At 66.0% G+C, this 23,838-nt stretch carries 20 protein-coding genes and 1 pseudogene; 12 read left to right on the top strand and 9 right to left on the bottom strand.

Annotation, left to right across the window (positions count from 1 at the left end):
* Window positions 1-52: 52 nt before the first annotated feature.
* Window positions 53-1,369 carry a lipid IV(A) 3-deoxy-D-manno-octulosonic acid transferase gene (gene waaA, locus LG367_RS03805; RefSeq protein WP_226467867.1) on the bottom strand — a complete coding sequence of 439 codons (1,317 nt, stop codon included), beginning with the start codon at window positions 1,367-1,369 and terminating at the stop codon, window positions 53-55.
* Between the two features lie 104 nt (window positions 1,370-1,473).
* On the opposite strand from waaA, the gene lpxL reads away from it, so the two are divergent.
* A complete protein-coding gene (lpxL, locus tag LG367_RS03800; RefSeq protein WP_226467866.1) occupies window positions 1,474-2,406 on the top strand; it encodes an LpxL/LpxP family Kdo(2)-lipid IV(A) lauroyl/palmitoleoyl acyltransferase in 933 nt (310 codons plus the stop codon).
* A gap of 10 nt (window positions 2,407-2,416) precedes the next feature.
* Here lpxL and LG367_RS03795 read toward each other — a convergent pair whose 3' ends face one another.
* From LG367_RS03795 to lptF, 3 genes are all read right to left on the bottom strand, one after another.
* Window positions 2,417-4,075 carry an FAD-binding dehydrogenase gene (locus LG367_RS03795; protein WP_226467865.1) on the bottom strand — a complete coding sequence of 553 codons (1,659 nt, stop codon included), beginning with the start codon at window positions 4,073-4,075 and terminating at the stop codon, window positions 2,417-2,419.
* Between the two features lie 174 nt (window positions 4,076-4,249).
* Window positions 4,250-5,350, bottom strand: a complete 1,101-nt coding sequence (gene lptG / locus LG367_RS03790; RefSeq protein WP_226467864.1) for an LPS export ABC transporter permease LptG — start codon at window positions 5,348-5,350, stop codon at window positions 4,250-4,252.
* A complete protein-coding gene (gene lptF / locus LG367_RS03785; protein ID WP_226467863.1) occupies window positions 5,347-6,444 on the bottom strand; it encodes an LPS export ABC transporter permease LptF in 1,098 nt (365 codons plus the stop codon). The genes lptG and lptF overlap by 4 nt, the downstream gene beginning before the upstream one ends.
* A gap of 205 nt (window positions 6,445-6,649) precedes the next feature.
* Between lptF and LG367_RS03780 the strand changes: the two genes are divergently transcribed.
* The 3 genes from LG367_RS03780 (at window position 6,650) to LG367_RS03770 (ending at window position 11,508) form a co-directional block, all read left to right on the top strand.
* Window positions 6,650-8,152 (top strand): leucyl aminopeptidase, encoded by a 1,503-nt coding sequence (locus LG367_RS03780; protein ID WP_226467862.1) that lies wholly within the window; start codon window positions 6,650-6,652, stop codon window positions 8,150-8,152.
* Window positions 8,153-8,202: 50 nt separating this feature from the next.
* Window positions 8,203-8,628: a DNA polymerase III subunit chi gene (locus LG367_RS03775; protein ID WP_226467861.1), complete on the top strand. Its 426-nt coding sequence runs from the start codon at window positions 8,203-8,205 to the stop codon at window positions 8,626-8,628.
* A gap of 75 nt (window positions 8,629-8,703) precedes the next feature.
* A complete protein-coding gene (locus LG367_RS03770) occupies window positions 8,704-11,508 on the top strand; it encodes a valine--tRNA ligase (protein WP_226467860.1) in 2,805 nt (934 codons plus the stop codon).
* 60 nt (window positions 11,509-11,568) lie between these two features.
* On the opposite strand, the gene rimI is transcribed toward LG367_RS03770, so the two are convergent.
* The 3 genes from rimI to pssA are packed head-to-tail and all read right to left on the bottom strand — an operon-like array spanning window position 11,569 to window position 13,111.
* Window positions 11,569-12,069 (bottom strand): ribosomal protein S18-alanine N-acetyltransferase, encoded by a 501-nt coding sequence (gene rimI, locus LG367_RS03765; protein WP_226467859.1) that lies wholly within the window; start codon window positions 12,067-12,069, stop codon window positions 11,569-11,571.
* On the bottom strand, window positions 12,066-12,338 hold the full coding sequence (locus LG367_RS03760) for a hypothetical protein (protein WP_226467858.1): 273 nt from the start codon (window positions 12,336-12,338) through the stop codon (window positions 12,066-12,068). The genes rimI and LG367_RS03760 overlap by 4 nt, the downstream gene beginning before the upstream one ends.
* Complete coding sequence (pssA, locus tag LG367_RS03755) at window positions 12,335-13,111, bottom strand: CDP-diacylglycerol--serine O-phosphatidyltransferase (RefSeq protein ID WP_226467857.1); 777 nt, start codon at window positions 13,109-13,111, stop codon at window positions 12,335-12,337. Before pssA ends, LG367_RS03760 begins: the two co-directional genes overlap by 4 nt.
* Window positions 13,112-13,300: 189 nt before the next feature.
* Here pssA and LG367_RS03750 point away from each other — a divergent pair, with 189 nt between their 5' ends.
* The 3 genes and pseudogenes from LG367_RS03750 to LG367_RS03740 form a co-directional block, all read left to right on the top strand.
* Window positions 13,301-13,735 carry a DUF4124 domain-containing protein gene (locus LG367_RS03750; protein WP_226467856.1) on the top strand — a complete coding sequence of 145 codons (435 nt, stop codon included), beginning with the start codon at window positions 13,301-13,303 and terminating at the stop codon, window positions 13,733-13,735.
* A 123-nt stretch (window positions 13,736-13,858) separates the two neighbouring features.
* Complete coding sequence (locus tag LG367_RS03745; protein WP_226467855.1) at window positions 13,859-15,583, top strand: proline--tRNA ligase; 1,725 nt, start codon at window positions 13,859-13,861, stop codon at window positions 15,581-15,583.
* 194 nt (window positions 15,584-15,777) lie between these two features.
* Window positions 15,778-16,143 (top strand): annotated as a pseudogene (locus tag LG367_RS03740) (H-NS histone family protein); the annotation flags it as partial.
* A gap of 90 nt (window positions 16,144-16,233) precedes the next feature.
* Here LG367_RS03740 and LG367_RS03735 read toward each other — a convergent pair.
* Window positions 16,234-17,481: a threonine/serine exporter family protein gene (locus LG367_RS03735; RefSeq protein ID WP_226467978.1), complete on the bottom strand. Its 1,248-nt coding sequence runs from the start codon at window positions 17,479-17,481 to the stop codon at window positions 16,234-16,236.
* Between the two features lie 257 nt (window positions 17,482-17,738).
* Here LG367_RS03735 and LG367_RS03730 point away from each other — a divergent pair, with 257 nt between their 5' ends.
* The 4 genes from LG367_RS03730 to LG367_RS03715 are packed head-to-tail and all read left to right on the top strand — an operon-like array spanning window position 17,739 to window position 21,314.
* Window positions 17,739-18,860 carry an ABC transporter permease gene (locus LG367_RS03730; protein WP_226467854.1) on the top strand — a complete coding sequence of 374 codons (1,122 nt, stop codon included), beginning with the start codon at window positions 17,739-17,741 and terminating at the stop codon, window positions 18,858-18,860.
* A 2-nt stretch (window positions 18,861-18,862) separates the two neighbouring features.
* Window positions 18,863-19,693, top strand: coding sequence for an ABC transporter ATP-binding protein (locus LG367_RS03725; protein WP_226467853.1), 831 nt, complete (start codon window positions 18,863-18,865; stop codon window positions 19,691-19,693).
* Window positions 19,694-19,704: 11 nt separating this feature from the next.
* Window positions 19,705-20,631: an MlaD family protein gene (locus LG367_RS03720; RefSeq protein WP_226467852.1), complete on the top strand. Its 927-nt coding sequence runs from the start codon at window positions 19,705-19,707 to the stop codon at window positions 20,629-20,631.
* A complete protein-coding gene (locus tag LG367_RS03715; RefSeq protein ID WP_425490896.1) occupies window positions 20,628-21,314 on the top strand; it encodes an ABC-type transport auxiliary lipoprotein family protein in 687 nt (228 codons plus the stop codon). Before LG367_RS03720 ends, LG367_RS03715 begins: the two co-directional genes overlap by 4 nt.
* A 77-nt stretch (window positions 21,315-21,391) precedes the next feature.
* On the opposite strand, the gene LG367_RS03710 is transcribed toward LG367_RS03715, so the two are convergent.
* A complete protein-coding gene (locus tag LG367_RS03710) occupies window positions 21,392-21,982 on the bottom strand; it encodes an alpha-ketoglutarate-dependent dioxygenase AlkB family protein (RefSeq protein ID WP_226467851.1) in 591 nt (196 codons plus the stop codon).
* Between the two features lie 191 nt (window positions 21,983-22,173).
* Between LG367_RS03710 and LG367_RS03705 the strand changes: the two genes are divergently transcribed.
* The gene (locus tag LG367_RS03705) at window positions 22,174-23,832 is read left to right on the top strand and encodes an electron transfer flavoprotein-ubiquinone oxidoreductase (RefSeq protein WP_226467850.1); all 1,659 of its coding nucleotides are present in this window, start codon (window positions 22,174-22,176) and stop codon (window positions 23,830-23,832) included.
* Window positions 23,833-23,838 lie beyond the last annotated feature (6 nt).

Genomic DNA, 23,838 nt, shown 5'->3' with positions numbered 1-23,838 from the left:
CGGGTATCGATTCGCGCTTCAGCGCATCGGGCCCCGGAATCCGTTCGCGTTTCTAGGAACCGGTACGCATCCCGGATCGGGCAGGCAGATCGCCGGACACCAACTCCAACGTGCGCTGCAGCGCCCCGCGCCCCTGCTCCACCAGCGCCAATCCTGCCGCTGCCATCGCCGAACGCGTCTCCGGCTCGCGCAATAGCAATTCGATGGCATCGCCGACCTCGCCGGCATCGCGACAGATCCGCAATGCGCCGGCGGCATCGAGCTGCCGCGCGATGTCGGCGAAGTTGTGCAGATGCGGCCCCGTGACCGCGACCGTGCCGACCACGGCCGGCTCAAGCAGATTGTGTCCGCCGATGTCCTGCAGGCTGCCGCCGACGAAGGCGACGTCGGCGCAGGCGTAGAAATCCATCAGCTCGCCCAGCGTGTCGATCACGAACACGCCATCGTTGCGGTCCGGCCATTGCGTGAGCTGGCGCGTCGCCACGCGCCAGCCGGCATCGATCGCCTGCTGCGTGACACCGCGGAATCGCTCGGGATGGCGCGGCGCCCACAGCAGCAGCGCATCGGGCCAACGTTCACGCAAACGTCGATGGATGGCGATCACCACCGCCTCTTCTTCCACATGCGTGCTGGCGGCGATCCAGATCGGCCGCACGCCCACGCGCGCGCGGAACGCATCGGCCGTGGCGTGCAGGCCTTCCTCGTCGATGGTGATGTCGAACTTGAGATTGCCGGTGACGACGACCGCATCGCGATCGGCGCCCAGGCGCACGAAACGCTCGCCGTCCCGACGCGATTGCGCGGCCACCTTGCGCACGGTGCGCAGGGCGCGGCCGACCAGTGCGCGCAGCACGCGATAACCGCGCAGCGAACGCTCCGACAGGCGCGCGTTGACGATGTACACCGGGATGCCCTGATCGCGGCAGCAGAACAGCAGATTCGGCCACAACTCGGTTTCGACGATCATGCCCAGCTGTGGACGGAAGTGCGCGAGGAAGCGCTTCACCGCGCCGGACAGGTCGTAAGGCAGATAGACGTGCTCGATACGATCGCCCCACAGCGCGCGCACGCGCATCGAGCCGGTCGGCGTGATGGTGGTGACCAGGATGCGCAGGTCCGGCCGTTCGCGCATCAGGCTGTCGACCAGGGGCGCGGCGGCATTCACCTCGCCCACCGAGACGGCATGCACCCAGACGGTTTCCGCATGCGGCGCGCCGGCATAGACGGAATAGCGCTCGTTCCAGCGCTGGAAATATTCGGTCTGGCGGAAGCCGCGCCAGATCAGATGGTAGATGGTGATCGGCGCGAGCACGTACAGAACGGCCGAATACAGCCCACGCAGCAGACGCTCGATGACGCGCTCGCTCACGACATGCTCGTTTATCGCGGGCTCGGTCACGATCTGTCGGAGGCGGCAGGGGCGGCGTTCACCTTCACAGCATAGCCGCAGCGCTGGACCGTTAGAATCACTGGATGTCCACGACACCACCGCCACTTCCACCACCTCCGCTCGGCATCCGCCACTGGCCGACATGGATCAACATCGGCGCGATGTGCCTGCTGGCGCGCCTGCCCTGGTCCTGGCAGCGGGTGCTGGGCCGGTGGATCGGCGGCACGCTGCGCAGGCTGCTGCCGGAACGGCGCGCGATCGCCGCGCGCAATCTCGAACTCTGCTTTCCCGAACTCGACGCCGAGGCGCGCGATGTCCTGCTGCGCGAGCATTTCGCCGCGCTCGGCATCGGCCTGTTCGAGTTCGCGCGTGCCTGGTGGGGCTCGATCGCGCCGTTGCGGCGCGGGATGCGCGTGGAAGGTCTCGAACACATCGAGGCCGCGCGCACCGGCGGCCGCGGCGTGATCGTCGTCTCCGGCCACTTCACCACGCTGGAAGCCGCGGCGCGGCTGATGTGCGATCACCTGCCGCTGGCCGGCATGTACCGTCCGCACGCGGAGCCGGCGATGGAATGGGCGGTGCGTCGCGGACGCGCGCGCTACGCCACCGCAATGTTTCCCAAGCAGGACGTGCGCGGCACCGTGCGTCATCTCAAGCGCGGCGGGCTGCTGTGGTACGCGCCGGATCAGGATCCCAGCCGCGGCGACAGCGTCTACGTGCCGTTCTTCGGACAGCCGGCGCACAGCCTCACGTCCACGCATCAGCTCGCGCGCCTGTCCGGCGCCTCGGTGGTGCTGTTCCAGCACGAGCGCCGTGCCGATGGCGGCTACACCATGAAACTCTCGCCGATGCTGGAGGATTTCCCTTCCTCCGACGCCACCGCCGACACCGCGAAGGTGATGGCCGGCATCGAAGCGATGGCGCGCGCCGTGCCGACGCAGTACCTGTGGATCCATCGTCGCTTCAAGCGGCGTCCGGATGGCGTGTCGCCCTACGCTGGCATCGGCAAGCGCTAGGTTCCGCTCGCTACGCAATCGCTGTCGCCGCGGCACGACCTGCGCGCCGCCCCGAGAACAGGCAGCCGCCGAGGAAACTGCCTTCCAGCGCGCGATAACCGTGTACGCCGCCACCGCCGAAGCCTGCTGCTTCGCCGGCCGCATACAAACCCGGGAGCGGCTGACCATCGGGCGCGAGCACCCGCGCATCCAGATCGGTCTCGAAACCGCCCAGGCTCTTGCGCGTGAGGATGTGCAGGCGCACAGCGATCAGCGGACCGTTGGCCGGATCGAGAATGCGATGCGGCTTGGCCACGCGCGTCAGCCTGTCGCCGCGATAGCGGCGCGCGTTGTGGATCGCCATCACCTGGCTGTCCTTGGTGTACGGATTGTCGAACTGCAAGTCGCGCGCCTCGATCTCGCGCCGGATTTGCGCGACGTCGAGCAGGTTGTCACCGCTCAATGCATTCATCCCCGCGACCAGCTCCTCGAGCGTATCGCGCACGATGAAATCACGCCCATGTTCCTTGAACGTCTCCACCGGCCCCGGCGCGCGCTTGCCGACGGCGCGCTTGAGCACCTGACGCCAGCTCTTGTTGGTGAGATCGGGATTCTGTTCCGAACCGGACAAGGCGAACTCGCGCTTGATGATCGCCTGATCGAGGATGAACCAGCTGTAGTCGTGGCCACTGCCGCGCAGATATTCCAGCGTGCCGAGCGTGTCGAAACCGGGCCACAGCGGCATCGGCAGGCGCTTGCCGGTGGCGTCGAACCATAGCGACGACGGCCCCGGCAGGATGCGGATCGCGTGCATCGGCCAGATCGGATTCCAGTTCTCGATGCCTTCCACGTAATGCCACATGCGGTCGCGATTGATCAGGTTCGCGCCCGCACTCGCGCCGATGTCGAGCATGCGTCCATCCACGTGCGCGGGCACGCCGCAGATCATGTGCGCGGGTGCGGCGCCCAGGCGCTGCGGCCAATAACGGCGCACCAGTTCGTGATTGCCACCGATGCCGCCGGAGCAGATGATCACCGCTTGCGCGCGTTGTTCGAAATCACCGACGACCTCGCGCGAACTGGATTTACCGCGATCCATCCCATCCGGCGCCAGCACGCTGCCGCGCGCGCCGGTAACGGTGCCGTTCTCGACGATGAGTCCATCCACGCGATGGCGGAAGGCGAAACGCAGCAGGCCTTTCTTCTCCGCCTCGCGCGCGCGGCGCACGAACGGCTCGATCACGCCGGGACCGGTGCCCCAGGTGACGTGGAAGCGCGGCACCGAATTACCGTGACCGATCGAACCGTAGCCGCCGCGTTCGGCCCAGCCCACCACGGGAAACCAGCGCATGCCCATGCCGTGCAGCCAGGCGCGTTTCTCGCCGGCGGCGAAGTCCACGTAGGCCTCGGCCCAGCGTCGCGGCCACAGATCCTCTTCCCGATCGAACGCCGCCGTGCCCATCCAGTCGGCCAGCGCCAGCGCGTGCGAATCGCGGACGCCCATGCGCCGCTGCTCCGGCGAATCGACGAAGAACAAGCCGCCGAACGACCAGAACGCCTGCCCGCCAAGACTCTGCTCCGGCTCCTGCTCCAGCACCAGCACGCGTTTGCCGGCATCGGTCAGCTCGGTGGCCGCGACCAGGCCGGCAAGGCCGGCGCCGATGACGATTGCGTCGTTCGAATCCTGCATCCCGCCACTCCCCCAGCCTTGGATGGCGGAAAGTTAACGCATCGAAGGCGACCGCGCATGCGAGCACGGTCGGAATCCGCGATCGAGCGCCCCTCGCCGCATTGCAACATCCATGATCGCGCCGCTGCCCGTCCCTGGAGTGGAGTGCAGGACCAGGAATGCGCGGGCAACCGTTTATCCGCTTCGACGTCTGAAAAGCAGGAACGAGATCGTCAGCAACACTAGCGACGGAACCACATAGGCGATGCGGTAATCGAACTTGTACACGCCCGCCAGCGACACGAACTGCGTCTGCAGCAGCCAGAACCCGAGCGCGAACACCATGCCGATGAACAACCGCTTGCCCGCGCCGCCGCTGCGCAAGGTGCCGAATGCGAACGGAATCGCCGCCAGGCACAACGCCAGCACATTGAGCGGATAGAACCACCGCCCCCAGTAATGCTGCTCGAACTCGCTGGCATCGAGATTGTTGCGCTGCCGGTATTTGATGCCCTCGCGCAGATCGTGCGAGGTCATGTAGCGCGGCCGCGAAATGTTGCGCGCGCTCGCCGCCAGCGCGGCCGCATCGAGCTTCGAGGACCAGTGTTCTTCCAGGACTTCGGTCTGCGTCACCGAATTGGTTTCGAAATAGGTGCGTTTGACATTGCGCAGCAGCCACCCGCCCTTGCGATGCTCGGCGACGTTGACGCGGGCGATCGATTCCAGGCGACCGTCGGCGGCGAACTCGTACAGACGCACGTCCCGCAGTTCCACGCCGCCTTGGGGAAGTTCCCGTCCGTTCTGCGCGTTGAGGAAGGTGTCGCCCTCGCGCGCCCACAGGCCGGAGTACTGCGCCACCGTCATATCCCTCGATTTCGCCGAAGCCTTCAGGCCATCGGCGCTGCGCTGCCCCCACGGGCCGAGGCTTTCGCCGCTGAGCACCATCAACCCGGTGAGGATCAGCAGCGGTGCCGCCACCGAGATGCTCAACCGGCGCCGCGACAATCCCAACGCGCGCAACGCAGTCAATTCGGAACTCGCCGCCAGCTGCCCGAGCCCCATCAGCGCGCCGATCACCGCTGCGGTCGGGAACATCGTGTAGGCCCGGCGCGGAATCGTGTAGACCATGAACGTGATGGCGTCGAAGAAGCTGTAGTTGCCCTTGCCGACGTCGCCGATTTCGTCGACGAGACCGTTGATCACGTCGAGACCGACCAGCACCGTCCATGTCAGCAGTACGGTGGTGGCCACCGTGCGCGCGACGTACTGGTCGTGAATCTTGGGGAATGGCGTCATGCGTGCCGCTCCACCACACGGCGCAGACGCTTCTTGCGCATGCGTCCATCATGCAGGTACGCCCAGATCGAGAAGGCGAGCAGCGGCACGGTCAGCCACCACAGGCCGAGCGCCAGCGAGACCTTGCCCTTCGACAGCCAGTCGGTGCCCATCCACATCAGATTGGTGCCGACCAGATAGGCCAGGAAGCCGAGCAGCACGCGCCCATAGCGCGACTGCCGCGGCGAACTGCGCGCCAGCGGGATCGCCAGCAGCGCGAAGGCGAGCGCGAGCAACGGCGGCGTCAGGCGCTGATGCAGCTGGGCGCCGGCCTTCCGACGCGGATCGCTGAGCAGGGCCACGGTCGACAGCAGTTCCGGATCGTCCTTCTTGGCTTCCTCTTCGGTCGCCGGCAGGCGCACGTCGTTGCTGGCGTAGCGCATCAGCCGGTAGTCGCGGCCGTCGGCGAGCGGGCCTTCCACGCGGAAGCCTTCATTTAGCTTGAGATAGCGCTCGGTGCCATCGACCTCGAGATTGCCGCTCAACGCGGTGGTCACATCCAGCCGCTCATCGGTCTGACGATAGACGAACACCCGCGACATGCTGCGCCCGTCGGTGGACATGCCGCCGACGTAGACGACGCCGTCGCCACCGGGCAATTCGATGAAGCGCCCAGGCTCCAGCCCTGCCACCAGCAGGCTGCGGTTGCCGGCCTCGATCAGCTGCTGCGAATAATTGCGCGCCCAGGGGCCCAGCCACATCGAGCACATGCCGATGAAGATCACCATCGGCAGCACCAGCATCATCACCGGCCGCAGCAGGCGCCGCGGGCCCACACCGATCGAGGCCAGCACCGGCATTTCCGAATCCCGGTACAGGCGGCTCACGCCCAGCAGCAGGCCGAGCATGAGGCCCAGGGGCAGGATCAGCGGCAGGTAGTTCAGCAGCTGCAGGCCCAGCTGGGAAAGCATCAACCCCGCCGCGATCCGACCGCCGGCGATGTTGCGCAGCACGTCCGCGAAGACCCCGCCGAGGCTGACGATCAACAGCACCACCAGGACCGCGAACGTGGCCTGGGCGAATTCGCGGAACAGGTAGGAGTCGAGCTTCGGCATCAAGACGGTGGGATCTGGCTCTTAGCGGGTGGGATCGATCTGGGCCGGGGTGGCGGCCTGATAGACTAGAGAGTTCGCGACTCGGCCTTTCGGCCGTCCCGTCCTGACGGGGATGGGTAGTATCCCTGTCGAATCGTGAACAGCCGATTGTAAACAATACGACGCAAGCAACACTCCGCCCGAAAAAGAGCCCCGAACCAGAGTCATGACCCTTCAATTCACCCTGAACCGCGACACACCGGCCACCGCGGCCACCGACTGCATCGTCGTGGGCGCCTATGGCGACAAGTCGCTGACGCCCGCCGCGCAGACCCTGGACAGCGCCAGCGCCGGCCGCCTCGCCGCCCTGATCGAGCGCGGCGACATCGAAGGCAAGACCGGCAAGACCGCGCTGCTGCACGACCTGCCCGGCGTGACCGCGCCGCGCGTGCTGGTGGTGGGGCTGGGCGACAAGGCCAAGTTCGGCGTGCCGCAGTACCTCAAGGCCGTCGGCGACGCCGCGCGGGCGCTGAAGTCCGGCCCGGCGCAGCAGGCGTTGTTCACCCTGTCCGAGCTCGAGGTCCCGGGCCGCGACAAGGCCTGGAATATCCGCCAGGCCGTGATCGCCGCCGCCCACGCCAACTACCGCTACGTTGCCACCCTGGGCGAGAAGAACAAGGCCAAGCACGACGACTCCGGCCTGAAGGGCTTCGCTGTGGCCGGTGACGACGCCACCGCGCTGGCGCAGGGCGAGGCCATCGCCGCCGGCGTGGAATTCGCACGCAGCCTTGGCAACCTGCCGCCCAACATCTGCACGCCGGCCTATCTCGCCGAGCAGGCGCAGTCCTTCGCCGCCGGGCACGACGGCGCCGAGGCGGAAATCCTCGATGAAACGCAGATGGAAGCGCTCGGCATGGGCTCGCTGCTGGCGGTCGCGCGCGGCTCTGCCCATCGTCCACGCCTGATTGTGCTGCGCTGGAATGGTGGCGGCGATGCGAAACCCTACGCCCTCGTCGGCAAGGGCATTACCTTCGACACCGGCGGCGTCAACCTCAAGACGCAGGGCGGCATCGAGGAGATGAAGTACGACATGTGCGGCGGCGCCACCGTCATCGGCAGCTTCGTCGCTGCGGTGAAGATGAAGCTTCCGCTCAATCTGGTCGTGGTGGTGCCGGCGGTGGAAAACGCCATCGACGGCAACGCCTACCGCCCTTCCGACGTGATCACCTCGATGTCCGGCAAGACCATCGAAGTCGGCAACACCGACGCCGAAGGCCGCCTGATCCTGTGCGATGCCCTCACCTACGTGCAGAAGTACGAGCCGCAGGCCATCGTCGACGTCGCCACGCTCACCGGCGCCTGCATGGTGGCGCTCGGCCGCTACGCCTCCGGCCTGATGAGCAAGCACGATGATCTGGCCTCTGAACTGCTCACCGCCGGCGAGAACGTCTTCGACCGCGCCTGGCGCCTGCCGCTGTGGGACGAATACCAGACCATGCTCGAATCCAGCTTCGCCGACGTCTACAACATCGGTGGACGCTGGGCGGGCGCGATCACCGCCGGCTGCTTCCTCGCGCGCTTCACCGAAGGCCAGCGCTGGGCGCACCTCGACGTCGCCGGCACCGCCAGCGACGAGGGCAAGCGCGGCATGGCCACCGGACGACCGGTGGGTTTGCTGACGCAGTGGCTGCTCGACCGCACAAGAGAGACGGGAGACGAGAGACGATAGACGGAAGCGGACGCTTCGTCTCCCGTCTCCCTCTTCCCCTCTCCCTGCCCATGCCGCGCGCCGACTTCTATCTGATCGCCAAGCCACGCTTCCGCGAAGAACCGCTGCGGCTGGTCTGCGAGCTGGCGCGCAAGGCCTACGACGCCAACCACTGGACGCTGGTGCTGGCGCGCGACGCGGCCCAGGCCGAGGCGCTGGACGACCTGCTGTGGGACATGGGCGACGACGCCTACATCCCGCACCAGATCGCCGGCACCGACGAGGAAGACGAACTCACGCCGGTGCTGATCGCGCCGCCCGAGTTCGACACGCCACTGCGCCCGCTGGTGATCAACCTGCGCGACGACGCCGTGCAGGATGGCTTCGAGCGCGTACTGGAAGTGGTGCCCGCCGACGAATCCGCGCGCGGCCCGCTGCGCGAGCGCTGGACGCAGTACAAATCGCGCGGGTTGGAAGTCAACAAGCACGACATGTAATTTTTGATGTTCCTTCTCCCGATGGGAGAAGGAAAAAGCCGAAGCATCACTTTTCGAATCCAAGATCCAAACCCCATGACCCTCGCTCCCGGCTACGACCCGAAAACCTTCGAAACTCGCCTCTACGCCGAGTGGGAAAGCAGTGGCGTATTCGCCCCGCAAGGCGACGGCCCGGCCTACAGCATCCTGCTGCCGCCGCCGAACGTCACCGGGACCCTGCACATGGGTCACGCCTTCCAGCACACGCTGATGGACGCGCTGGTCCGCTACCACCGCATGCGCGGGTACCGCACGCTGTGGCAGATGGGCAGCGACCACGCCGGCATCGCCACCGAGATGGTGGTGGCGCGCAACATCGATCGCGAAGGCCTGACCCGCGACGGCCTCGGCCGCGAGAAGTTCATCGAAAAGGTCTGGGAGTGGAAGGCGCAGTCCGGCGACACCATCGAACGGCAGATGCGCCGCCTCGGCGCCTCCGGCGACTGGTCGCGCAGTGTGTTTACGATGGACCCGATGGCCTCGACCGCGGTGATCGAAGCCTTCGTGAAACTCCATGAGGAAGGTCTGATCTATCGCGGGCAGCGGCTGGTCAACTGGGATCCCGTGCTGAAAACCGCGATCTCCGACCTGGAAGTGGTCAACGAAGAAGAAGACGGCTTCCTCTGGTCGATCGCCTACCCCCTCAGCGACGGCAGCGGCACGCTCACCGTCGCCACCACGCGCCCGGAAACCATGCTCGGCGACACCGCGGTGATGGTGCATCCGGAAGACGAACGCTACGCGCACCTGGTCGGCAAGACCGTGCGCCTGCCCCTGACCGGTCGCGAGATTCCGGTCATCGCCGATGCTTATGTCGACCGCGAATTCGGTACCGGCGTGGTGAAGGTGACGCCGGCACACGATTTCAACGACTACGCCGTCGGGCAGCGCCACGGCCTGCCGATGATCAACATCTTCACCCCCGATGCCACGGTCAACGACAACGCGCCGGAACGCTATCGCGGTCTGGACCGTTTCGTCGCGCGTAAGACCGTGCTCGCCGATCTGGAAGCCGAAGGCTCGCTGGTCGAAACCAAGCCGCACAAACTGCAGATACCACACGGCGATCGCACCAACCAGGTGATCGAGCCATATCTGACCGATCAGTGGTTCGTGAAGATGGACGTCTTCGCCGAGCGCGGGCTGAAACTCGCTGAACAAGGCGACGTGCGCTTCGTGCCCTCCAACTGGATCAACACCTACCGCCACTGGATGGAGAACATCCAGGACTGGTGCATCAGCCGTCAGCTGTGGTGGGGACATCGCATCCCGGCCTGGTATTCCGACGCCGGCAAGGCCTACGTCGCGCGCGACGAAGCCGACGCGCGCGCGCGCGCGGCCACCGATGGCTACACCGGAACGCTGACGCGGGACAACGACGTCCTCGAAACCTGGTTCTCCTCCGCGCTGTGGCCGATCAGCACCATGGGTTGGCCCGACGTGGACACGATGCAGGCGCGCGATTTCGACCGCTTCGTGCCGTCCAGCGTCCTCGTCACCGGTTTCGACATCATCTTCTTCTGGGTGGCGCGGATGATCATGATGACCGACCACTTCATGCCGCCGTCGCTGCCGGACGCCGCGCGCGTGCCGTTCAAGGACATCTACATCACCGGCCTCGTGCGCGACAAGGACGGACAGAAGATGTCCAAGTCGAAGGGCAACATCCTCGATCCACTCGACCTGATCGACGGCATCACGCTCGACGACCTGCTCGCCAAGCGCACCACCGGCCTGATGAAGCCCAAGGATGCGCCGAAGATCGAGAAGGCCACGCGCAAGGAATTCTCCGATGGCATCCCCGCCTTCGGCGCCGACGCACTGCGCTTCACCATGGCCGCGCTGGCCGGTCCCGGGCGCGACATCAAGTTCGATCTCGCGCGCTGCGAGGGCTACAAGAATTTCTGCAACAAGCTATGGAATGCCACGCGCTTCGTGCTGATGAACACGGAAGGATTCACGGCGCCTACGACCGGCGAAACTTCAACCCTCGCGCCGGTCACGGACGCGGAACGCTGGATCCTCGCCCGCCTCGCGAAGACCGCCGCCGAGGCCGAGGCGCATTTCACCGCCTATCGCTTCGATCTGCTGGCGCAGAGCCTGTACGAGTTCGCCTGGAACGAGTTCTGCGACTGGTTCGTGGAATTGGCCAAGCCCGCCTTGAACGGCGAAGACGCTGCGGCCGCCGACAGCACCCGCCACACGCTGCTGTTCGTGCTCGAACGCGTGCTGTGCCTGCTGCATCCGCTGGTGCCGTTCGTCACCGAGGAACTGTGGCGACAAGTCGCACCCAGGCTCGGCATCGACGGGCGCACGATCATGCTGCAGCGCTATCCGCACAGCGCCGATTTCGCCGTGCAGGCCTATGCCGACGCGGAAGCCGACATCGAATGGCTCAAGTCGATGGTGTCGGCACTGCGCCGCATCCGCAGCGAGCTTGGCGTGCCGCCGAAAAAGACAGTCCGATTGCTGCTGCAGGATGGCACGGCGGAAGATGCCGCCCGCATCGCGCGGCATGCCTCGCAGCTGAAGTTCCTCAATAGTCTCGACAGCATCGATGCGATCGCGGGTGATCCGCCGCCGGCCGCCGCCGCGCTGGTTGGCTCGCTGAAGCTGCTGGTTCCGCTGGAAGGCCTGGTGGACCTCGATGCCGAACGCGCGCGACTCGACAAGGAGATCAAGCGCGTGCAGGGCGAGCAGGCGAAGTCACAAGGCAAGCTCGCCAGCGAGACATTCGTGCAGAACGCGCCCGCGGCTGTCGTGGAGCAGGAGCGCAAGCGCTTGACGGATTGGACCGCGCAACTTGAAACACTGACTGCGCAACGCGCGCGGTTAAGTTAAAGCCGGACCGTCGTTTTTTGCTCGTCATTCCCGCGAAAACGGGAATGAGGGGCGATATGCTTAGTCCAGCAATTCCTTCGCCATCACGATCGCATCCTCCCTGCCAAACTTGGCAGGGTAATAGCGTGGCCGCCGCCCGATCTCGTTGAAGCCTTCATCGTGGTACAGCGCGATGGCGTGCGGATTCGAAGGCCGTACTTCGAGAAAGATGCGCTGCGCGCCGAAACCACGGGCGTTATTCATCAACGCCCGCAGCAGCTTGCGGCCATGTCCGCGGCTCTGCGCCAGCGGATCGACACACACGTTGAGTACATGCGCCTCGTCGGCGGCCACGCTGAGCACGCCGTAACCGATGATCCGGCCTTCGCTCTGCCTGCCTTCACTCAACATCACCCATGCCGGGTACTCGGCACGCAGGCAGTCGCGGAAGATGCCCTGCGTCCACGGAAAGGGATAGGCACGACGCTCGATCTCCATCACAGCGTCGAGATCCGTCTCGCGCATCGGCCGCAGACTGCCGGCGGGCGCCGCTCCGGCTTCTTGCGTCGTAACCGCGCTCATGCCGACGGCCGTCCTCGCAACGCGCGCAAGCGCGGCCACAGCGCGCGCTTGGCGGCGGCGCTGCGCAGGCGCGCGGCCGGACCCCATTCGCGACACAGCGCAACGGCGTCGGCCGCATCACGGCTACGGCCGGCGGCGCGCAACACCGCGATCAGCAATGCATCCTCCGGAAGCACCTCTTCCGATGCCTGCGCCTGCGGCGAAGCCGTGAAATACAACGTATGGCCCAAGGCTTCCAGCACTTCGCGCTGCAGCGGATCCCAACTCATGCGCTCGCATCCGTCGTATCGACCGGCAGGCGTCGCCGCTTGAACCACAGCAACGGTCCGGACAGCGCGTACAGCACCGTCGCCGTCAGCAGTGTCTTGGGCGGATCGATCACCAGCGCGATCAGCACCGCCACCACCAGCAGCAGCGCGAAGAACGGCACGCGATCGGATTTCGCCCCGCGCCCGCCCTTGAAGCTGTTGTAGCGAATGCCGCTGACCATCAGCAGGCCCGCAAGGATGGTGACGACGAGCGCGACGTATCGCATCTCGTCACCACTGAGGTCGAGATCGTGGAACGTCCACACGAAACTCGCCATCAGCCCCGCCGCCGCCGGGCTGGCCAGACCGATGAACCAGCGCTTGTCGACCTTGCCCACCTGGCTGTTGAAGCGCGCCAGCCGCAACGCGGCGCAGGCCGCGTACAGGAACGCCGCCAGCCAGCCAACCCGGCCAATCGTGATGCCATCGAGCTTCAGCGACATCAGCGCCCAGTGGTACATCACCAGCGCCGGCGCCATGCCGAAGCTCACCAGATCGGCGAGCGAGTCGTACTGCACGCCGAACTCGCTCTGGGTATTGGTCAGGCGCGCCACGCGGCCATCGAGCCCGTCGAGAATGGCGGCGACGAAAATGGCCACGCAGGCGGCCTCGATCCGCCCCTGCGAGGCAGCGATGATCGCGAAGAAACCGCCGAACAGGCCACCGGTGGTGAACAGGTTGGGCAGCAGGTAAATGCCGCGGCCGCGCGGACGTTGCAGGGGCTGGTCATCCATGGTGGGCAGTTTAGCGAGCCGCGCCGTGACGCGCTCGCATGGCCCTCCAGGCGGGCAAATAATGGCTCTCCCGGCATGCGCTGCGAAAACCAGGGCCGCGACCAGCGTCACGCGATCCGGCTTCCGGGCTTGCAGCCGCCACCGCACGGTGCTGCAATCGCCCCGCCCTCCTTGCGCAGCAGGTTCCGCATGCCCCGTAAACCGTTCCTTTCCCTGTTCGGCCAGGCACTCCTGCTTCCGGCCATCGCCGCCATCTCCCTGTCCGCCTCGGGCCAGGAGGTTTATCAGTGGAAGGACGACAAGGGCGTCACCCATTATTCGGAAACCCCGCCGGCCAACACGCAGTATCAGCAGCAGAAAATCCGGCACGACGATGTCGCCGCCCCCGCGCCCAAGGCGACGGAAGCCGCATCGAAAACCGTCGCCAGCGACGCCAAACCTACCGGTGGTGAAAATCCGCAGTGCGCGGCCGCGCGCAAGAACATCAAGATGCTGGAAGACAAGAACGACGTGCAGCGGGACACCGACGGCGACGGCAAGGCCGACAAGACCCTCACTGCCGAGGAGCGCGGCAATCAGCTGGAACTGGCGCGCGCCACGTTGAAAGCAAATTGTCCGTCGTAAGCCGGAACGCACTCTTCGGGCCCTTCGCGGCCTGAAACCCCTGAAAATCCCGCCGCGTCGCGCCGACGCGGCCCGATGCCGTGGCAGAATGGCGGACCCTCCCGCCCATTCCGACCGCCCCGCATGCGTCTGTCGCAGTTCCACCTCCGCACTGAAAAAGAAACCCCCGCCGATGCCGAGATCGTCAGCCACAAGCTGATGCTCAAGGCCGGCATGTTGCGCAAGCTCGCCGCCGGCATCTACACCTGGTCGCCGCTGGGCCTGCGCGTGCTGCGCAAGGTGGAAGCGGTCGTGCGCGAGGAAATGAATCGCGCCGGCGCGATCGAAGTGCTGATGCCGACGATCCAGCCCAAGGAGTTGTGGGAGGAAACCGGCCGCTGGCAACGCTACGGCAATACCCTGCTGCAGCTGAAGGATCGCAAGGAGCAGGAATTCTGCTACGCGCCGACGGCCGAGGAAGTCATCACCGATTTCGCGCGCAACGAGCTGGTCAGCTACAAGCAGCTGCCGGTGAATTTCTATCAGATCAACACCAAGTTCCGCGACGAACTGCGCCCGCGCTTCGGCGTGATGCGCGCGCGCGAGTTCATCATGAAGGACGCCTATTCCTTCCATCTCAGCGATGAGGACCTGGCACGCGAATACCGCAACATGCACGAAGCCTATTCGCGCATCCTCACGCGCCTGGGGCTGCGCTTCCGCGCCGTGCGCGCCGACAGCGGCGAGATCGGCGGCGATACCAGCCAGGAATTCCAGGTGATCGCCGACTCCGGCGAGGATGCGATCGTCTTCTCCGACAGCTCCGATTACGCCGCCAATGTCGAAGCGGCCGAGGCGCTGCCGCCGGGTCCGCGCGCGGCGGCCACCGAGGAATTGCGCAAGGTGTCCACGCCCACGCAGAAGACCTGCGAGGACGTCGCCGCCCTGCTCGGCTTGCCGCTCTCGCGCACGGTGAAATCGGTCGCGGTGATCGGCCGCGATGCGGCTTCTAATCAGGAATTCGTGCTGGCGCTGGTGCGCGGCGACCACATCGTCAACGAGATCAAGCTGGCGAAGGTAGATGGCCTCGCCGATTATCGTCTGGCGACGGAAGCGGAAATCCTCGAAGCACTCGGGGCCGAACCGGGTTTCCTTGGACCGGTGAAACCGCGCGGGAAAATCCGCGTGATCGCCGATCGCGAAGTCGCGGCGATGGCCGATTTTGTCGTCGGTGCCAATGAAGCCGGCTTCCATTTGACCGGCGTCAACTGGGGCCGCGATCTGTCCGAACCGGATGTTGTCGCCGATATCCGCAACGCCGTCGCCGGCGATCCATCGCCCGATGGTCGCGGCAAGCTCGCGATCGCGCGCGGCATCGAGGTCGGCCATATTTTCCAGCTCGGCCGCAAATATTCCGAAGCCATGCAGGCCACCGTGCTCGACGAGCAGGGACGCGCCCAGCCGCTGGCGATGGGCTGCTACGGCATCGGCGTCACGCGCATCGTCGCCGCGGCCATCGAGCAGAACCACGACGATGCCGGCATCGTCTGGCCGCAGCCGATGGCGCCGTGGCAGGTGGCGGTATGCGTGATCAATCCGAAACAGGATGCGACGGTCGCCACCGCGGCCGAGGCGCTGTATGCGGAATTGCAGTCGGCTGGTATCGATGCCGTGCTCGACGATCGCGGCCTGCGTCCTGGCGCGATGTTCGCCGATATCGAGTTGATCGGCATTCCGCATCGCGTCGTGGTATCCGAACGTGCACTGGCTGCCGGCACGTTCGAATATCGCGCGCGCAATGCCGCGGAAACGGAAAACATCACGCGGGAAACATTGATTTCCCGCCTGCGCGCGCCTGCCGCAGCCTGATTTTCAAGTCGGATTCGAGAACGGATTCTCGATCCGGGACTTGTGCCCTTTCCGTTTGTTAAAAAACGGCTACGCGTTAATTCGCGCATGGCCGCATTTCCCATGGCATTTTTATATTTCTCCGGGATTTGTTAGGCTGAATCTTTCCAACGCCACGGAATGGCGCCCTTCAGCCGATAATCCGGAGTTAATTGATGTCGATTGATTTGAATGGCCTTTCCGCCAAAGAACTTGATTCGCTGATTTCGCAAGCCAAGAAGCGCAAGACCACGCTCAAGAAGCGCAAGCCCGTCGCCACGGTGCGTGCCAGGCTCATCGCCGCTGTCGCCGCCGAGGGTTACACCATCGCCGAACTGTTCGGCGGCACGGCCAAGAAGTCCGCCGGCCGCCCGGCCAAGGCCGCTTCCGCGCGCAAGGGCCGCAAGCTCGGCAAGGTCGCGCCGAAATACCGCAATCCCGGCAACCCCAAGGAAACCTGGACCGGTCGTGGCAAGCAGCCGCTGTGGATGGCCGCGCTGGTGAAGAAAGGTAAGAAGCCTGAGGATTTCCTGATCAAGAAGTGATCGGGCCAGGGCAACAAATAAAAACGCCGGCGCATGCCGGCGTTTTTATTTCGACATCTTGATTGGGGCATCGCGGAATAAATCCGCTTACAGATTCCGCCGCGCCGGCAACAACAGATTGCCGAACAGCAATCCCGCCACCAGCGCCAACAGGATATTGAGCACGGTCAGCGCGGCTTCCTGTCCCGCCGCGAGATCCTGCTGCTGCACCGACGTCAGCAGACTGCGCACGCTGGTGCTGCCGGGCACCAGCAGGATGATGCCAGGCACGCGCACCACCGCGCCCGGACGCTTGATCCAGCGCGCATACCCATTGCCGGCGGCGGTCAACAACATCGCCGACAGGAAAATCCCGACCGGACTGCCCCACGCCTCGCCAGCCAGACGCGAAATCAGATAACCCGAGGCCGCCGACAACATCACCACCGGATAATCGCGGCGATTGGCGCGGAACAACACCGCGAACGCGAACGACGCCGACAACAGCGCGCACAACTCCACCCACTCCGGCTGAGGACGCCATGCACGTATCTGCGGCTCGATACCGAGCATCTGCGCGACGGTCATCGCGATCATCGTGCCGACGGTCAGCTTGAGCATCGTGCTCACCGCGCCGGCGAAGCGCGAGGTGCCCGAGACCAGATGCTGGCTGGTGAGTTCGTTGACCGCATTGGTCAACGCCATGCCGGGCATCAGCACGATCAGCGATGCGATCACCACGGTATTGAGATTGAGCGGCCCGATGAAGCTGGCGACGGCCACCGCGACGGTCGCCGCGATCATCGCGGCGAGCGCGTCGCTGGCCTCGCGCAGGCGCGGGCGCCGCGGCGTGAGCCATTCGATCAAGCCGACCAGCACGCCGATCAACCCGGCCGTGGCGATATCGAGCCAAGGCAGGCGCAGCAAGCCCGCCACGCTGGCCGAGGACAGGCCGAACCCCAGCACCCGCAGGGCCACGCCGCGCCAGCTCGGCGGACGATCGAGCGCGCGCAGCGCCGCATGCCCTTCGGCCAGGCCAATCTTGCCGGCCATCACGTCCTCGGCGATGCGATCGGCCTCGCACAGCTTGTAGAGGTCGGTCTCGCCGGGCGGAACGCGGATCACGCGCGTGGTGTCGCTATCGCCGGGCGGACGGCTGGGATCGCTGAAGGCCAAGATCATGCCGGTCGGGTTCACCCAGGGTTCGCACTCCAGCCCCAGTGTCTGCGCCACCGCCACGATCGCGCCCTCGAGGCGCTGCGCGGTGGTGCCGTAGCTGTGCAGGCGCTCGGCCAGCTCGGCCACGAAGGCGATGCGGGCGGCGTAGCCGATGGTCGTGGGAAAGGCCTGGCGCATGGAGCGGGACAAGGGAAGCGATATGGCCGGAGAAGCCCGGCGGATGGAAAGCGAAAATGTGGGCGCATCGTCGCGCGCTGCGCATTCTACGGTCCGGGCATCGTCCGCCCACGGGATTTGGCCGTTCCAGGGCCGCGCCAACGGGTCGCGGGGCATGATGCGTTCATAAAACCCCGGTCTTTGGCATTGGTTAGTCTGTATCCTCCGCCGGCAGCGCCCTTGCCAGTTCGCCCACAACGCATCTTCCATTCCTTCGAATGAGTGTCGCCGCGCCCCAAGCTCCCAGCATCTCCGTCGATCCCAACGACGGCGGACGCCTGCGCCTGGGCGGGCACTGGACCCTGGACACGGCCGAGAACGTGGCCGAGGTGCTGCGCAGCAAACAGGCCGGCGAAGTGACGTCGGTGGACGCGAGCGCGGTCGAACGGCTCGATTCGGCCGGCGTCCTGCAGCTGCTGCGCTTCGCGAGCCGCTGCGGGCTCGATTACGACGCCTTCACCTTCCGCGACGACCACCACGCCCTGGTCGCCGCAATCGAGGACGTCGCCGACGAGCGCCCAAAGCGCAAGCGCGAATACGGCGTCGCCGCGGCGCTGGCGCGCCTCGGCCGTGCCGTCAGCGGCAACTGGGACGAGATCATCGCGCTCGTCAGCTTCCTCGGCGAGAACCTGGTCAAGCTCGGCCGCGTCCTCGTGCAGCCGCGCCGGCTGCGCCTGACCGCCACCGTGCATCACATGGAACAGGTTGGCCTGGACGCGGTGCCGCTGGTGGCGCTGCTGTCGTATCTGGTCGGCGCCGTGATCGCCTTCCTCGGCGCCACCATCCTCGCCAACTTCGGTGCCACCATCCTGGTGGTGGAGCTGGTCAACATCGCCTTCCTGCGCGAGTTCGGCGTGCTGCTCACCGCGATCCTGCTCGCCGGCCGCACCGCCAGCGCCTTCACCGCGCAGATCGGCGCGATGGTGAGCCGCGAGGAAGTCGATGCGATCCGCACGCTCGGCCTCGATCCGATCGACCTGCTGGTGATCCCGCGCGTGCTCGCACTGCTGATCATGCTGCCGCTGCTCACCTTCATCGCGATGATCGCGGGCCTGCTGGGCGGCGTCTCGGTGGGGGCCTTCAGTCTCGACATCCCGCCGCAGGCCTACTACGCCCGCATGCACGACACCATCGAGCTGCGCCACGTGCTGGTCGGCATGTCGAAGGCGCCGATCTTCGCCATCGTGATCGGCCTGATCGGCTGCCTGGAAGGCCTGCAGGTGCAAGGCACCGCGCAGTCGGTGGGCGAGCGCACCACCTCCAGCGTGGTGCAAACCATCTCGCTGGTGATCGTGATCGACGCGCTGGCGGCGATCTGGTTCATGCACATGGGCTGGTGACGATGACCGACCCGACCATGCCCACGAAAAAGCCCCCCTCCGCGGATGACGCGCCGATCATCCGCGTGCGCGGCCTGGTCAACCGTTTCGGCGAACAGACCGTGCACGAGGACCTCGATCTCGACGTGAAGCGCGGCGAGATCCTCGGCGTGGTCGGCGGCTCGGGCACCGGCAAATCCGTGCTGATGCGCTCGATCCTCGGCCTGCGCCATCCCGATGCCGGCGAGATCGAAGTGCTCGGCGTCGACGCGCGCGCCGACGACAGCAAGATCCGCCGCCACATCGAGCGCAACACCGGCGTGCTCTTCCAGGACGGCGCGCTGTTCTCGTCGCTGACCGTCGGCGAGAACGTACAGGTGCCGCTCAAGGAATACCACGGCCAGTTGCCCGACAGCTGGCATTACGAACTCGCGCTGCTGAAGGTGAAACTCGCCGGCCTGCCCGCCGATGCGATCGACAAGCTGCCCTCGCAGCTCTCCGGCGGCATGCGCAAGCGCGCGGGCCTGGCGCGCGCGCTGGCAATGGACCCGCCGCTGCTGTTCCTCGACGAACCCACGGCTGGCCTCGACCCGATCGGCGCGGCCGCCTTCGATCATCTGATCCGCACCTTGCAACAGGCGCTCGGATTGACCGTTTTCCTGATCACCCACGATCTCGACACCCTGTACGCTATCTGCGACAGGATCGCGGTGCTGGCCGACAAGCGCGTGATCGCGGTCGGCCCGGTCGCGGAACTGGAGCGTCTCGACCATCCCTGGGTACAGGAATATTTCAACGGCCCACGCGGACGCGCCGCGCGCGACGCCAAAACCGCCGCCACGAAAGAGTTCTGAGAAGGCCCGTCATGGAAACAAAAGCCAACTATGTCCTGATCGGCGCGTTCACCATCCTGGTGTCGCTGTTCCTGCTCGGCTTCGGCCTGTGGGCGGCGAAGTACTCCTCGGAAAAAAGCTGGCGCGAGTACGACGTGGTCTTCCACGAACCCGTCACCGGCCTCACCCAGGGCAGCAGCGTGCAGTACAACGGCATCGCCATCGGCACGGTCGACAACCTGCAGCTGGCGCCGAACGATCCGCGCGCGGTGGTGGCGCGCCTGAAGCTGCAGGCCTCGGCGCCGATCAAGACCGACACGCGCGCCAAGCTGTCGCTGACCAGCGTCACCGGCCCGCCGATCATCCAGCTCACCGGCGGCGATCCGCGCAGCCCGCCGCTGCGCGAAACGCCCGGTCACGACGTGCCGATCATCCTCACCCAGCCGTCGGCACTGCAGAACATCGCCGACACCGCCAACCGGTTGTTCGAGCGGCTGGACACGATGCTGAGCGATGAAAACGTCGCGCGCGTTTCCAAGACGCTCGACCACATCGAAACGATGACCGGCTCCGTGTCCGACCGGCGCGAGGACCTGGGTGCGCTGATCGTCAACGCGCGCAAGGCCACCGAGCAGTTGAACACCACGCTCGACGGCACCAATCGCGCCATTACCGATCTCGATCGCGAACTGGTGAAGAAGCTGCCCATGCTGATCACCAAGCTCGACAGCACGCTCAACCGGCTCGATTCCGCGGCCGGCGGCGCCGACAAGATCCTCAACGAGAACCGCGCCGCCATCAGCAGCTTCGCCAACGACGGCCTGTCGCAACTGGGACCGACGCTGGGCGAACTGCGCACGCTGATCCGCGACCTGCGCCGCATCAGCGACCGCCTCGACGCGAGCCCGGCGCGCTATCTGCTGGGACGCGACGCACCCAAGGAGTTCGAGCCGAAATGAAGACGACGGAAACCCTGTTTCGCTTCTCGAAATCGCGGACGCGCATGCGCGTCGCGACCGTGGCGCTCGCACTCGCCTGCGCGACGCTGAGCGGCTGCGCCTTGCTCAACGCCGGCGGCGAGCGCACGCAATCGACGCTGTACGCGCTCGATCCGCGCGTCGCGCCCGATGCGGCCTGGCCCAACGTGAAATGGCAGCTATCGCTGAGCCCGCCGACCGCGGCGCGCATGATCGACAGCTTCCGCATCGCCGTGCGTCCCACGCCCGACGAAGTGCAGGTCTACAAGGGCGCGGCCTGGGCCAAGCTGCCGAGCGACATGGTGGAGGACACGATCATCCGCGCGCTGGAGGATTCCGGCCGCATCGCCGCGGTCGCACGCCAGGGCACCGGCATCGCCGCCGACTACAAGCTGGTCCTCGACATGCGCCGCTTCGAAGCCGACTACGCCGGCGGCGCCCTGCCTTCGGCCACCATCGAGATCAATGCCAAGCTGCTGCGCAACAGCGACCAGAGCGTGGTCGGCGCGCAGACCTTCCGCCATGCCGAACCGGCGGCGAGCAAGGAAGTCCCGCAGGTGGTGGAGGCCTTCTCGCGCAGCCTGGAACGCGTCGGCGGCGACATCGCGCGCTGGACGTTGCAGACTGGCAACACGGCGACTTCCGGAGTCGCGGGCGGACGATGAGATCATCGTATGGAAGCACCTCATTCCCGCCCGTGTGGGAATGACGAACTTCCCGCGCGCGCCTGAACCAAAACGCTCTAGCGCAGGATCTGCCGGAACGTCAGATTGATCCGCTCGCCCAACGGCCGCACCGTGCGCGGCAGAGCATGACGATAGTTTTCCTGTGTCTGCCCCGCCATCACCAGCAAGCTGCCGTGCGGAAGCTCGATCACGCGCTTCGCGGCAGGATCGCGGCGGTGCTTCAGCGCGAAACGGCGCACGGCACCCAGCGATAACGACGCGATCACCGGCTCTGATCCGAGTTCAGGCTCGGCATCGCTGTGCCAACCCATCGCATCGCGGCCATCGCGATAGAGATTGGCGAGCACGCTGTTGAACGGATACGCGAGTGTCCGCGTCAGCCGCTCGCGCACGGACTGCAATGCTTGCGGCCACGGCATGGGCTCGAAACGCGTCCCGGAATAGGTATAGACCGCCTCCGGATCGCCGATCCAGCAACTCAATCGCGGCGAATCGACCTCGCGTCCGAACAATCGGATGCGATGCACGTGCCAGGAAATTTCCGCGCGAAGCGTATGGAACAGCGCGTCGGCCTCCGTTTCGGGCAGCCAACCGTGATACAGACGCACGTCGGCGCCGGGCAAATCCAGGGTGATGGCGCCTTCCATCGCCGGATCGTGCCGATTTGCCGCACGCGCGGCAACCCGCGAGAATGTCGCATACGCGGGCGTACGCAGCCGCCTCCGCATAAGCCCGCACACCTCGCCGCATGGACGAGCGGCTCGATTTCACGCCGACCGCGTGATTCGATGTCCAGACTTTCCACGCAGCGCACCCTACACCGAGCCAGGCCGCGAACATGAGCGAACCCAGCAGCACCGCAGACCACGAGAACGGCGCACCCGCCATCGAACGCGATGTCATGGAATACGACGTCGTCGCCGTCGGTGCCGGCCCGGCCGGATTGTCGTTCGCGATCCGGCTGAAACAGCTCAATCCCGAACTGTCGGTGTGCGTGATCGAGAAGGCCAGCACCATCGGCGCACACATCCTCTCCGGCGCGGTCATCGAGACCGGCCCGCTCGACGCGCTGCTGCCGGACTGGCGCAGCAATCCGCCGCCGATCTGTGTGCCGGCCACCGAGGACGAGTTCTGGCTGCTCAGCAAGACCGGCGGTCGCAAGCTACCGGTGCCGCCGGGCATGCACAACAAAGGCAACGTGATCGTCAGCCTCGGCGCGATGTGCGCATGGCTGGCGCCGCAGGCCGAGGCGCTGGGCGTGGAGATCTATCCGGGTTTCGCCGCCGCCGAGACCCTGCACGACGTGAATCCCGATGGGAGCGAGGGCAAGGTGATCGGCGTGCGCATCGGCGACATGGGCATCGCCAAGGACGGATCGCACAAGCCCGGCTACACGCCGGGCATCGACATCCACGCCAAGGTCACGGTGCTGGCCGAGGGCGCACGTGGCCATCTCACCAAGCGGCTGATCAAACGCTTCAAGCTCGATGCCGACAGCGATCCGCAGGGCTATTCGATCGGCATCAAGGAACTGTGGCAGGTGCCGGAGGATCGCGTCAGCCCCGGCAAGATCGTGCACAGCTTCGGCTGGCCGGCCGACAGCCACACCTACGGCGGCAGCTTCCTGTATCACCTGGACAAGGGCCGCATCGCGCTCGGCTACGTCAGCGGCCTCGACTACCGCGACCCGGATTACAAGCCGTGGGAAGCCTTCCAGCAGTGGAAGAACCATCCGATGGTCAAGCCGCTGCTCGAAGGCGGCAACCTCGTCTCGGCGGGCGCGCGCGCCATCGTCACCGGCGGCTGGCAATCGCTGCCGAAGACGGAAATGCCCGGCGCGCTGCTGATCGGCGACACCGCCGGCCTGCTCAACGTGCCCAAGATCAAGGGCACGCACCAGGCGATCCGCAGCGGCATGCTCGCCGCCGAGCATCTGGCGCAGTCGCTGAGCAGCGAGGGCTTCGACGCCAAGCTGCGCGCTTCCGAGGCGATGGCGGAATTGAAGAAAGTGCGCAACGTGAAGCCCGGCTTCAAGCGCGGGCTCTGGTTCGGCATGTTCAACGCCGCCTGGGAAACCGTCACCGGCGGCCTCTCGCCGTGGACGTTGAAGAACAAATCCGACTGGTCGTCGCTGCAGAAACTCAGCGAGGCCGAAAAGCCGAAGCGCGATTACGTCGACCGCACGCTGGCGCCGCGCGATCGGTTGGCCGGCGTGTACTTCGCCGCCACCGAACACGACGAGGACCAGCCGGTCCATCTGCGCGTGGCCGACACCTCGATCTGCGTCACCCGCTGCACCGAGGAATACGGCAATCCCTGTACCCGCTTCTGCCCGGCCGCCGTCTACGAAATCGTGGACGACGCGGAAGGCAAGCGCTTGCAGATCAACGCCGCCAACTGCGTGCACTGCAAGACCTGCGACATCAAGGACCCCTACGAGATCATCAACTGGGTCACGCCGGAAGGCGGATCGGGGCCGAACTACCAGAATCTCTGACGCGAA

The sequence above is a fragment of the Luteimonas panaciterrae genome, from assembly GCF_020511115.1.
In the GTDB taxonomy this organism is placed as follows: Bacteria; Pseudomonadota; Gammaproteobacteria; order Xanthomonadales; family Xanthomonadaceae; genus Luteimonas; species Luteimonas panaciterrae.
The sequence above is the reverse complement of the archived record's forward strand: the minus strand, read 5'-3'. Positions and strand labels throughout refer to the sequence as shown.